Annotated in this window: 5 protein-coding genes; 3 read left to right on the forward strand and 2 right to left on the reverse strand. The window is 65.9% G+C overall.

Going from position 1 to position 12,752, the window contains the following annotated elements; translation table 11 throughout:
• The first annotated feature begins 112 nt into the window (after positions 1 to 112).
• On the forward strand, positions 113 to 9,424 hold the full coding sequence (locus ATN37_RS18395; protein ID WP_218695480.1) for a type I polyketide synthase: 9,312 nt from the start codon (positions 113 to 115) through the stop codon (positions 9,422 to 9,424).
• 10 nt (positions 9,425 to 9,434) lie between these two features.
• The gene (locus ATN37_RS18400; RefSeq protein ID WP_003945362.1) at positions 9,435 to 9,833 is read left to right on the forward strand and encodes a holo-ACP synthase; all 399 of its coding nucleotides are present in this window, start codon (positions 9,435 to 9,437) and stop codon (positions 9,831 to 9,833) included.
• A 58-nt stretch (positions 9,834 to 9,891) separates the two neighbouring features.
• On the opposite strand, the gene ATN37_RS18405 is transcribed toward ATN37_RS18400, so the two are convergent.
• Positions 9,892 to 10,593 carry a TetR family transcriptional regulator gene (locus ATN37_RS18405; RefSeq protein WP_064113319.1) on the reverse strand — a complete coding sequence of 234 codons (702 nt, stop codon included), beginning with the start codon at positions 10,591 to 10,593 and terminating at the stop codon, positions 9,892 to 9,894.
• 290 nt (positions 10,594 to 10,883) lie between these two features.
• On the opposite strand from ATN37_RS18405, the gene ATN37_RS18410 reads away from it, so the two are divergent.
• On the forward strand, positions 10,884 to 12,233 hold the full coding sequence (locus ATN37_RS18410) for a dipeptidase (RefSeq protein WP_007733289.1): 1,350 nt from the start codon (positions 10,884 to 10,886) through the stop codon (positions 12,231 to 12,233).
• Here the strand turns inward: ATN37_RS18410 and bcp are convergent.
• Positions 12,230 to 12,703 (reverse strand): thioredoxin-dependent thiol peroxidase, encoded by a 474-nt coding sequence (gene bcp / locus ATN37_RS18415; protein WP_007733290.1) that lies wholly within the window; start codon positions 12,701 to 12,703, stop codon positions 12,230 to 12,232. The two genes, ATN37_RS18410 and bcp, sit on opposite strands and share 4 nt — an antisense overlap.
• Between the last annotated feature and the right edge of the window lie 49 nt (positions 12,704 to 12,752).

The raw sequence follows: 12,752 nt of genomic DNA on the forward strand, positions 1-12,752 counted from the left end.
GCACGAACGCCCTGACTCCGTCGATTCTCTCGACGAATTCGCGAGCACTTCAGCCGGGCAGCACACCGCAAATCCCACCTCGCCGCAGAGGTGACCAGGAGAGGACGTACGCGTGACGATCGATGACACGACACCTACAGGAAACGGACGCGACTCGAAGGGTGGACGCCGTTTCGGCGTCGATGGGGGACAGTCCCGCACGACCAGCAAAGGTGCCCTCGTCGATTCGCTGAACAACGGCGTTTCCTACGCAATCGCTTTCGGTGGACAGGGCGCTCCCTGGCTCACCTCGCTCGAGGAGCTCAGCCGTGACAACGGACTGGAGCCCGTTCTGACCGATCTGGTCAATGACGCAGCAGCACGCCTCGCGCCCGTCGCGCAGGATCTCCTCGTGGTTCGCCCGGTCGGATTCGATCCGATCGCGTGGATGCTCGAAGCCGAGATCGTCGACGAAGAAGAAGGTGAGAAGTCGGCCGGGCCTTCCGCTGCCGCGCTCACCGCAGCTCCGGTGTCACTCCCGGGCGTCTTCCTCACGCAGCTTGCGGCGTTGCGTGCACTCTCCGCTCAGGGTCTGGATGTAGCCGGTAACCCGCCGGCTGCCGTCATCGGCCACTCGCAGGGCCTTCTGGCCACGGCTGCCGTAGCCGCGCAGGGCAATGACGACGGTGAACTCCTCGCCGTCGCACAGCTCGTCGGTGCTGCTGCCAGCTTGGTCGGCCGTCGCCGCGGCGTCATCGCCGGCGCCTCCGCGAAGCCGATGGTTGCGGTCTCGGGCGTCGATCCCGAGCGTCTCGCCGCCATCGTCGCCGAGCTTGCCGAGGGTGTGGCGCCTGAGCGCGCGGCTGTCCTCGCCATCCGCAACGGCCGTCGCCGCGTCGTTCTCGCCGGGCCGCCCGCTCAGCTGGCACGCGTGCAAGAGCGTTGTGAACAGATCGAAGCCGAGGAAGCCCGCGAGCGTGAGGGTAAGAAGCGTGGCGGTTCCGTCTTCGCGCCGTCCTTCGATCCGCTCGACACCGAAATCGGCTTCCATCACCCCGCATTGACCGAGGCCGTCGAACTCGTCGGCAGCTGGGCGACCCGTTGCGGTCTCGACGCGGACCGTGCGCGCGAACTTGCGCAGGGTGTCCTCGTCGATCCGGTTGACTGGGTCGAGGCTGTCGACGGCGCAATCTCCGCCGGCGCCAAGTGGATTCTCGATCTCGGACCCAGCGATCAGCTGACCCGTATGACGTCCTCTTCGCTGCGTGGGCAGGGCATCGGCATCATCGCGGCCGCCACCCGCGGCGGACACCGCAATCTGCTCACCCCCGGTGCAGCACCTGAGGTCTCACGTTCGTGGTCCGAGTTCGCTCCGAAGCCCGTTGCGCTTCCCGGCGGCCGTATCGGCGTCGAGACCGCGTTCACGAAGCTGACCGGTCGTTCACCCATCCTGCTCGCAGGTATGACGCCGACGACGGTCGACGCCAAGATCGTTGCCGCGGCAGCCAATGCCGGTCACTGGGCCGAGCTTGCCGGTGGCGGGCAGGTCACCGAAGAAATCTTCGAAGACCGTGTCGCAGAGCTGAAGATGCTGCTCGAGCCGGGCCGCGCGGTCCAGTTCAACTCCCTGTTCCTCGACCCGTACCTGTGGAAGCTGCAGCTCGGTGGCAAGCGCCTCGTGCAGCGTGCCCGTACCGCCGGTGCTCCCATCGACGGCGTCATCGTCACCGCCGGTATCCCGGAACTCGAAGAGGCTGTTGCTCTCATCGACGAGTTGTCCGAGATCGGCATCACCAACATTGCATTCAAGCCCGGCACCGTGGCGCAGATCCGCTCCGTGATCCGCATCGCCAACGAGGTTCCGAACTTCCCGGTCATCGTCCACATCGAAGGCGGCCGCGCCGGCGGACACCACTCGTGGGAAGACCTCGACGACCTGCTCCTCGACACGTACGCCGAGCTGCGTACACGCCCGAACCTGGTCATCTGCGTCGGTGGCGGCATCGGAACACCCGAGCGCGCAGCCGATTACCTGACCGGTCGCTGGTCTGCCGCAGCCGGTTTCCCGGCCATGCCCGTCGACGGCATCCTGGTCGGCACCGCAGCCATGGCGACTCTCGAGGCCACCACCTCTCCCGAGGTCAAGCAGCTCCTCGTCGACACTCCCGGTACGCCGGACTGGGTCGGTGCAGGTACCGCTGAAGGCGGAATGGCCTCCGGCCGTAGCCAGCTCGGTGCCGACATCCACGAGATCGACAACGCGGCTTCGCGTACCGGTCGCCTCCTCGACGAGGTTGCCGGCGATTCCGAGGCAGTGGCCGAGCGCCGCGACGAGATCATCGCCGCCCTCGACGTCACCGCAAAGCCGTACTTCGGCGACGTCGAGACCATGACGTACGCACAGTGGCTGCGCCGCTACCTCGAGCTGACCGTCGGCATCGACGCGGCGAAGGAATTCGACTGCGGCGCCGATCTTCAGGACGCCATCGTCGAGGCGACGTCGAGCCCGTGGCTCGACATCACCTGGCGTGCTCGCTTCGGCGAGATGCTCCAGCGCACCGAGGCGCGTCTGCACCCGGTCGACCGCGGCCCGATCCCCACGCTGTTCGCTGACGCCGAGACCCTCGAGCGCCCCGAGGCTGCAATCTGCGCACTGCAGGCGTCGTACCCGGACTACTCGACCACCGTTCTGCATCCCGCAGACGTCTCGTTCTTCATCTCGTTGTGCAAGACGCCGGGCAAGCCGGTCAACTTCGTTCCCGTCGTCGACGGTGACGTGCGTCGTTGGTGGCGCAGCGACTCCCTGTGGCAGGCACACGACCCCCGCTACACCGCCGATCAGGTTTGCGTCATCCCCGGCACCGTTGCCGTCGCTGGCATCACCCGTGTCGACGAGCCGGTCGGTGACCTGCTCGATCGCTTCGAGAAGGCGACCTACGACGAATTGGTTGCTGCCGGAACCACTCCGGTTGCACTCGCGAGCCGTCGCCACCAGGATTCCGCACCCGGACTTCTCGACGCCGTTCTCTCGGCTCCTGACCTCCAGTGGGCCGGCCGCCTGACCCAGAACCCCGTCCGTCGTCTCGGCGACCTCGACGAGTGGAGTGCAGAGTCTGCCGACAAGGCAGTTCACGGCACCACCGGTTCCAGTCTGACCGTCGTCGATTCCTCGCACGTGCTGCTTTCGGTTCCGTTGGTGGCAGGCAAGTCGGTCGACATCACGATCACGATCCCCGAGTCCGTCGTCGACGGCGGCGCTCCGGTTGTCACCGAAGCCGATGCCGAAGGTGCGATGTCCGCGCTCCTGGCAGTTGCTGCCGGACAGGAACTTCCGACAGTCAAGAACGGCAAGGCTCGCCTCAACGTCGCGTGGGTTCCCGATCGCATCGCCGATCACGCCGGTGTCACCGGTTCGGGTCTGCCCGCCACGCTCAGTGTCAGCGGCAAGGCTGTTCCGGACGTCGTCGTCGGAGCATGCTGGCCTGCAGTGTTCGCAGTCCTCGGCGCAGCCAAGCTCGATAGTCTTTCCGTTATCGAAGGCATGCTCGACCTGGTCCACCTCGACCACACCGTCGACTTCGTCGGTGAGCTTCCCTCCGAGACAAGCATTCTCGTGGTCAATGCCGAGGTCGCCTCGGTTCTCGACACCGACCTCGGTCGTGTCGTCGAGGTCAAGGTCGAGGTCGGTGCCATGCTCGGCGAGGGCCTCGACGCCCCCGCAGTCGTCACCATGACCGAGCGTTTCGCGATCCGCGGACGCACCGGTGCAGGCGAACTCGCCGACCCGGCTCGCGCCGGTGGATCGATCAGCGATGCGGCTGTCGACACCTCGCGTCGTCGTCGCCGTGACGCGAAGATCCTCGCTCCGGTCAGCATGGGCGCCTTCGCTCAGGTTTCCGGTGACCACAACCCGATTCACACCTCCGACAACGCCGCTCTGCTGGCCGGCCTCGGAACCCCGATCGTGCACGGCATGTGGCTCTCCGCCGCAGCGCAGCAGGTAGTCACCGCAGTCGGCCCGGCCGAGACCCGCGTCCCGCCGCGCCGCCTGACCGCCTGGACAGCTCGCTTCCTCGGGATGGTTCGACCCGGCGCCGAGATCGACGTCCGTGTCGATCGTGTCGGTATCGACCAGGGCGCGGAAATCGTCGAGGTCGGCTGCCGCATCGACGGTGAACTGGTCATGGTCGCCACCGGCCGCACTGCCGCACCGAAGACCGTCTACGCCTTCCCCGGCCAGGGCATTCAGCGCCCGGGCATGGGCCTCGACGCTCGCGCACGCTCCAAGGCCGCCCGCGACGTCTGGGAGCGCGCGGACAAGCACACTCGTAAGGCGCTCGGATTCTCGATTCTCGCTGTCGTGCGAGACAACCCGGTGACCGTCAAGGCCCGTGGTGTCGAGCACAGGCATCCCGACGGTGTCCTGCACCTGACTCAGTTCACCCAGGTGGCCATGGCCGTTCTCGGTGTTGCCCAGGTTGCCGAGCTGCGCGAGTCCGGAACCTTCATCGAGGATTCGCTTCTGGCCGGTCACTCTGTCGGTGAGTACAACGCACTCGCCGCTGTCGCCGAGGTCTTCCCGCTCGAAGCGCTTCTCGAGGTCGTCTTCCAGCGTGGCTCGGCCATGCATCAGCTCGTTCCCCGCGACGAAGCCGGACGCTCCGACTACCGCATGGCCGCTATCCGCCCGTCGCAGATCGGTGTTTCCGACGACGACGTGCAGGGCTTCGTCGCCGGTGTCGCCGAGACCTCCGGTGAGTTCCTCGAAATCGTCAACCTGAACCTGCGCGGCAGCCAGTACGCCATTGCCGGTTCGGTAGCCGGTCTCGACGCACTCGAGGTCGAAATCGATCGTCGCCGAGCAGAATTCGGTGGCAAGCGGGCATACATCCAGGTTCCCGGCATCGACGTGCCGTTCCACTCCACCGTCCTTCGCGGTGGCGTGGCGGACTTCCGCGTGTGCCTGCAGGACTTGCTCCCGCACGACATCGACCCGGACATCCTGATCGGCCGCTACATCCCGAACCTGGTTCCGAAGCCGTTCTCGCTGCGTCGTGACTTCGTTCAGGAAATCGCCGACTTGGTGCCGTCCGAGCCGCTGCAGGAAGTCCTCGCAGACTTCGACAGCTACGCAACGCGCACTCACGAGTTGTCCCGCATCATCCTGATCGAGCTGCTGGCTTGGCAGTTCGCCAGCCCGGTCCGTTGGATCGAGACGCAGGACCTGCTCTTCGGTGACGAGTCCGAAGGAGGGCTCGGGGTCGAACGCTTCGTCGAGATCGGTCTCGGCGCTGCCCCGACCGTCGCGAACCTCGCGTCGCAGACCCTCAAGCTGCCGGGCCGCTTCGGCTACCCGGTCGAGGTTCTCAACGTCGAGCGCGAAGCTGCGATCGTCTACGGCACCGACGTCGACCCCGCTGTCGATGACGACGACGAGATCGAAGCGCCTGCCGCGCAGGCTGCTCCGGCCGCCGCGGCCGCTGCTCCGGTTGCCGCTGCCGCGCCGGCTGCACCTTCGGGTGGACCGCGTCCGGACGACCTCACCTTCAAGGCGCCCGACGCCACGAAGGTCCTGATCAGCCTGTGGACCAAGCTCCGTCCCGATCAGGTCGGCCCCGCGGACACGATCGAGGCACTGTGCGACGGCGTTTCCTCGCGTCGCAACCAGCTTCTGGTCGACCTCGGCTCCGAGCTCTCCCTCGGTGCCATCGACGGGGCCGCAGACGCCGACATGGGCTCCCTGGGGGCAACCGTCGACAAGCTCGCCCGTACGTACAAGCCGTTCGGACCGGTGCTCTCCGATTCGATCAACGATCACCTGCGTAAGGTCTTCGGCCCCTCGGGCAAGCGTCCCGGCTACATCGCCGACCGCGTCAAGAAGGTCTGGGAACTGGGCGACGGCTGGGCACACCACGTCACCGCAGCAGTGGCTCTCGGTACCCGTGACGGCGCCAGCATCCGCGGCGGCGACCTCGGTGGCCTGAGCTCCGGCGCACTGGCCGACGCGGCAGCAGTGGACGCAGTCATCGACAGCGCAGTTGCCTCGGTCGGGTCTGCTCGTGGAGTCAGCGTCTCGTTGCCCGCTACCGGCGGCGGAAGCGGCGGAACTGTCGACGCAGCTGCTCTGGGTGAGTTCACCGAGAACATCACCGGTCGCAACGGCGTTCTGGCCTCGGCCGCACGCCTGGTACTCGAGCAGCTCGGACTGAACGAAGAAACGGCAGTCGCGACGGTCGAGGACACCGAACTGGTCGACCTGGTCTCGGCTGAACTCGGCTCCGACTGGCCGCGTCTGGTTGCTCCGGCATTCGACGCGCAGAAGGCCGTTCTGCTCGACGACCGCTGGGCAAGTGCGCGTGAGGATCTCGCTCGCATTTGGCTCGGTGACACCGCGTTGTCGGTCGAGAACTTCATCGGTGCCGGCTCCACCGTCGCCGCACAGGCGAAGTGGTGGGCCACCCGTGCAACCGACGAAGGCCGCACCGCACTCGCCGAGGTCTACACCCGCATCGCTGATGCGGCTGCTGCGGCAGAATCCGACGCACCCGAGTGGGCAGGCGAGGTCGCAGTAGTGACGGGCGCCAGCAAGGGTTCCATCGCGGCAGCGGTCACGGGCAAGCTCCTTGCCGGTGGCGCAACGGTATTCGTGACCACCTCGCGACTCGACGGTCAGCGTCTGGGCTTCTACCGCGACCTGTACCGCGAGAACGCTCGCGCCGGTGCAGCCCTCTGGGTGGTTCCCGCGAACATGGCGTCGTACACCGACGTCGACGCGCTGATCGACTGGATCGGCAACGAGGCCACCGAGAACGCAGGCGGCGCAAAGAAGCTCATCAAGCCGGCCATGACGCCGACGATGCTCTTCCCGTTCGCAGCTCCCCGTGTCGGCGGCGAACTCTCCGACGCCGGCGCTCGCGCCGAAATGGAAATGCGCGTGCTGCTCTGGTCGGTGGAGCGCCTCATCGGCGGTCTGTCGAAGATCGGTTACGACAGCGATGTCGACACGCACCTGCACGTGGTGCTGCCCGGTTCGCCGAACCGCGGAACGTTCGGCGGCGACGGTGCATACGGTGAGGCCAAGGCTTCGCTGATCGCCGTGGTCAACCGCTGGAAGGCCGAGCGCAACTGGGCCGAGCGGGTCACGTTGGCACACGCGGTCATCGGTTGGGTTCGCGGAACCGGACTCATGGGTCACAACGATCCGATCGTCGACGCGGTCGAAGCTGCGGGCGTCCGCACCTGGTCCACCCAGGAGATGGCGACCGAACTGCTGAAGACGGCAACCCGCGAGTCGCGGCGCGCTGCAGCCGAGGCCCCGCTCGAGGTCGACCTGACCGGCGGACTGTCCGAGGCCAACCTGGATCTGGGTGCTTTGGCCAAGGAAGCTGCCGAGGTTGCCGAGATCGCCGAAGCTGTCGACGAAGCAGTGGACGAGTCCAGCATCCTGGCGCTGCCCGCGCCGGCTCGCATCGACGACTCGGTCAAGGCTCCGAGCTGGCCCGAACTGGACGTCACCCCCGCGGACCTCGTGGTCATCGTGGGTGCCGGAGAGCTCGGACCCTACGGTTCCTCGCGTACCCGCTTCGAGATGGAGGTCGACGAGCAGCTCTCTGCCGCAGGCGTTCTCGAATTGGCGTGGAACACCGGACTCATCGTCTGGGAGAACGACCCCAAGCCGGGCTGGTACGACGTCGAATCCGGTGACCTGGTACCCGAGGCGGAAATCGCCGACAAGTACCACGACGCAGTCGTCGAGCGTTGCGGCATCCGTCGCTACGTCGACGAGGGCGCGATGATCGACAACACCGCTCCGCTGCTCACCTCCGTGTTCCTGGACAAGGATCTGAGCTTCGTGGTCGGCAGTGAGGCAGAGGCTCAGGCCTTCGTCGAATCCGATCCGGAGAACACGACGGCGACGGTTTCCGCCGAGTCCGGAGACTGGACGGTCACCCGCCGCGCAGGCACCGAGATCCGCGTCCCGCGCAAGATGAAGCTGACTCGTAGTGTGGGCGGTCAGATTCCGACCAACTTCGACGTCACCAAGTGGGGCATCCCCGCCGACATGGCAGATTCGGTCGACCGCGTCGGCCTCTGGAACATCGTCGCAACGGTGGACGCCTTCCTCACCGGCGGCTTCACTCCGAGCGAACTGCTCCGCTGGGTACACCCGAGCCTGGTCGCCAACACGCAGGGCACCGGCATGGGCGGCATGACCTCCATGAGGAGCCTGTACATCGACACGCTGCTCGGCGAGAACCGTCCGAACGACATCCTGCAGGAAGCGCTGCCGAACGTCATTGCAGCGCACGTCGTTCAGTCGTACGTCGGCGGTTACGGCGCGATGGTTCACCCCGTCGCCGCCTGCGCCACGGCAGCGGTATCCGTCGAAGAAGGCGTCGACAAGATCCGACTCGGCAAGGCGCAGTTGGTTGTTGCCGGCGGGTTCGACGATCTGAGCACGGAAGGCATCATCGGCTTCGGCGACATGTCGGCCACTGCCAAGACCGAGGACATGCATGCCAAGGGCATCGAGGATCGCCGCTTCTCGCGGGCCAACGATCGTCGCCGCGGCGGATTCGTCGAGTCGGCCGGTGGCGGAACGATTCTCCTCGCTCGCGGTGACCTGGCACTCGAGATGGGTCTTCCCGTCCTCGGTGTGGTCGCCTGGGCCGGATCGTTCGCCGACGGTGTCCACACCTCGATCCCGGCACCGGGACTCGGAGCACTGGGCGCCGGACGTGGGGGAGCGGATTCGCAGCTTGCACTCTCGCTCAACGCTCTCGGCGTGAGCGCCGACGACATCGCCGTGATCTCCAAGCACGACACCTCCACTGCCGCCAACGATCCCAACGAGGCGGAGCTGCACGAGCGCCTCGCCGGGGCATTGGGACGCAGTGAAGGCGCGCCGATGTTCGTGGTCTCGCAGAAGAGCCTGACCGGTCACGCCAAGGGTGGTGCCGCAGCCTTCCAGCTGATCGGGCTCTGCCAGGTACTGAGCCAGGGCATCGTCCCGCCGAACCGCAGCCTCGACTGCGTCGACGACAAGATGGCCGAGTTCGAGCACCTCGTGTGGGCACGTCAGCCGCTCAAGTTCGGTGAGCATCTTCCGCTGCGTGCCGGCCTGCTGACCAGCCTCGGCTTCGGTCACGTCTCCGGACTGATCGCAGTCGTGCACCCGCAGGCATTCGTCGAGTCGGTTCCGGCCGACAAGCGTGACGCCTATGTTGCTGCGGCCCAGCAGCGGACGATCGACGGTCAGCGTCGCCTCGCGAAGGCGATGTGCGGTGGCGACAGCCTCTACGAGCGCCCGGCGGATCGTCGCCTCGGTGCCGACGGAACGCCGGCCAAGGCGTCGCGTCAGCTCGAAGCGGACATGCTGCTGAGCGAGGACGCACGACTCGGCGCAGACCAGGTGTACCGCTCGAATCTGCCCGGCTGCAAGTAGTAGTCACGGTATGGGAGTTCTGGGTATCGGTTTCGACCTCGTGACGGTGTCGGAGTTCGCCGAGCAATTGAACAGGCCGGGAACGGCAATGCTCGACAACTTCACACCGGGCGAGCGTCGAGACGCCGCTACCCGGAGCTCCGAACCGGCACGACATTTCGCCGCCCGGTGGGCTGCGAAGGAAGCAGTGATCAAGGCATGGTCCACTGCTCTCTTCGCCGGCCCACCGGTGCTGGGGGAAATGATCCACAATCAGATCGAGGTCGTCTCGGACGCCTGGGGGCGCCCCGGCATCCGGCTTCGCGGTGACGTGGCCAAACACCTGACCGGAGTGAAGATTCATATTTCGCTCACGCACGACGGGGACATGGCGGGCGCTTTCGCGGTCATCGAATCCGACCCGGAGTAGCACTGCCGGACACGAAAGAGCCGGTCTCCCAAGGGGAGACCGGCTCTTTGTCGTTCGACTAGTCCTTCGTGCGGGATTCCTTCTCGGCGACGAGGAGATACGCGATCATCAACCTTTTCAGTTCGGCGACGGCGTCGGCATGCGACTGACCGTCCTGAACCGAGAAATTGAGCATCGAATACACCACGTGGACAAGAACTTCCGCCATCATCAGGCGACGATCTCGCCGCGTACGAGGCGTCAACGGGCCGAGCATTTTCGCTACGGTCTCGGCGAACTGCTTTTCGTGAATGACTCCGGTTGCCCGCGTGGACGGCGTCGACTGCATCGCCAGCCAGACCTCGCGGCGCGACGGATCAGACGTCCACAGCCCGGCCATGTGATCGACGAAACTGTTCAGGAACCGCAACCAGTCGAGCGAGGGTACTTCGCCGCCGAACTGAGCAAGCTCGTGCTGGACCCCGACGAGGTCCTGGCGGTTCAATTCGCACACGATGACGTACTTGTTCGCGAAGAACTGGTAAAGCGTCCCAATCGGGACGTCAGCACGTGCCGCGACTTCTTCACAGGTGAACGATTCGAAACCGACATCGGTGAGGAGTTCCCGTGACGCAGCCAGGAGTGCGTCGAATTTACGCTGGCTGCGCTCTTGCGTCGGACGCTTGCGCGGCAGCAGTTCCTGCGGTTCTTCGAGGCTCTGGGGATTCTCCAGTGCTGGGTCGATTCGTCGCCGCGCGCGGTGACGAGTCGTGGGCTGCACGTCTTCCAGGCTATCGGTGTTTTCCGTCGAATTTGGGACTTGTGCATTATCCGGTGTCATCGGCCACCTACTTCGGCGGTCGTGATCGGTCGAAACGCACCGCGCAGGTGCGCGCACACGAGTCCCGATGCTGTTGCCACACCTCGATACTAGGTGACCAACTGTCCAGTAGCCGAAGAGGTTGCTGCGCGGTGTGGCGCAACGGCGATCCTGGCGCCTGCCTACGTCCGATTCGGGCAGACTGAGATTCTTCGGGCACACCGAGATTCGATGCCGAGGAGAGGGAGACGATGACGGAAGAACTGCGAACCGCGGTAGGTGAACTCATGCCGCGTGCCCGTGAGGATCTGAGTGCACTTGTGGCGATGAAGTCCGTTGCCGATGCACGGCAGTACCCGCCGGAAGAATGCGCGGCCGCTGCGCATTGGGTCCTGGAGGCATTCCGGGCTCAGGGTTTCGCCGATATCGAGGCGATCGAGACCTCCGACGGTTCGGCCGCGGTTGTCGGGCGTCGACCAGGCCCGGGCGGTGCTCCGACCGTTCTGCTGTACTGCCACTACGACGTTCAGCCGCCCGGAAACGAAGAGCTCTGGGGCTCCCCGCCTTTCACGCTCACCGAGCGCGACGGACGGTGGTACGGACGGGGCGCTTCCGACTGCAAGGGCAACGTCGTCATGCATCTGACAGCTCTGCGAGCGCTCGCCGCAGCCGGTGTGGACCCGAGCGTCCACCTGACGCTCGTCGCCGAAGGATCCGAGGAGATGGGCACTGGCGGTCTCGAGGATCTGGTGCGAGAGCGGCCCGAACTTTTTGCAGCCGACATGATCCTGATCGCCGATACCGGCAACACCGAAGTCGGGGAGCCGACGATCACGACGTCATTGCGCGGGATCGCGAACGTTGTGGTCCACGTGTCGACGCTCGAGGGTGAGATTCACTCCGGTGTCTTCGGTGGACCGGCGCCCGATGCGATCACCGCGCTGGTGCACATACTCTCGACGCTGCACGACAGCGCCGGAAACACCACTGTCGAAGGCTTGACCAACGACCAGGAATGGGCGGGTGTCAGTTATGACGGCGATCAGTTCCGCTCCGACGCCGGGGTGCTCGAAGGGGTGCAGCTGACTGGTTCCGGTTCGGTCGCCGAGCAGGTGTGGGCTCGTCCGGCGCTGACCATCCTGGGTATCGACTGCCCGCCGGTCGTGGGTTCGGCGGCGGCGATCACGCCCCGCGCGTCGGCGCGCCTGAATCTTCGTGTCCCGCCTGGCACGGATCCGGCGCAGGCACAGAAGTTGTTGACGGACCACCTCCGCGCGGCGGCGCCGTGGGGCGTCCACATCGAGGTCGTTCCGGAATCGACGGGATCGCCGTTCTCGTCCTCGACGGAGGGTGCAGGTTTCGCGCAGCTGAAGTCCGCGCTCACCGATGCCTACGGCCGCGAAGTCGGATTTGCCGGCCAAGGGGGATCGATACCGCTGTGCAGTGCACTGGCCGAGCAGTTCCCCGACGCGGAGATCGCGTTGATCGGCGTCGAGGAACCGCAATGCCGCATTCATGCGCCCGACGAAAGCGTCGACCCGTCGGAGATCGAGAATCTCGCTTTCGCGGAGGCTCTGTTCTTGAGCCGGTACGGGAGTTAGACCGACAGATCGCGTCGTAGCTTGGCGACGTGGCCGGTGGCCCGGACGTTGTACTGGGCCACCTCGATCTTGCCTTCCTCGTCGACGAGGAACGTCGAGCGGATGACGCCCTGGACGGTCTTGCCGTACATCTTCTTCTCACCGAACGCGCCCCAGGCTTCGAGCGTCGCCTTCTCGGGATCGGAGAGCAGCGGGAAGGTCAACTCTTCGGTATCGCGGAACTTCGCGAGTTTTGCGGGCTTGTCCGGCGAGATTCCGATGACTTCGAGGCCGGCGCCGTTCAGCTCGGCGAGGCTGTCACGGAAGTCGCAGGCCTGCTTGGTGCACCCCGGGGTGCTGGCCGCCGGGTAGAAGTACACGATGACCTTGCGGCCGCGGTAATCGTGAAGGGAAACCTCGTTGCCATCGGCGTCTGGGAGCGTGAAATCCGGCGCGACGTCGCCGGCGGACAATCTACTGTTCTCGGTCACGGGAATCGAGGTTAGTCGAGAAATTGCGCGGCAGGTGGGCGCGAGGGCA

The sequence above is a fragment of the Rhodococcus sp. MH15 genome, from assembly GCF_019266045.1.
In the GTDB taxonomy this organism is placed as follows: Bacteria; Actinomycetota; Actinomycetes; order Mycobacteriales; family Mycobacteriaceae; genus Rhodococcus_F; species Rhodococcus_F qingshengii.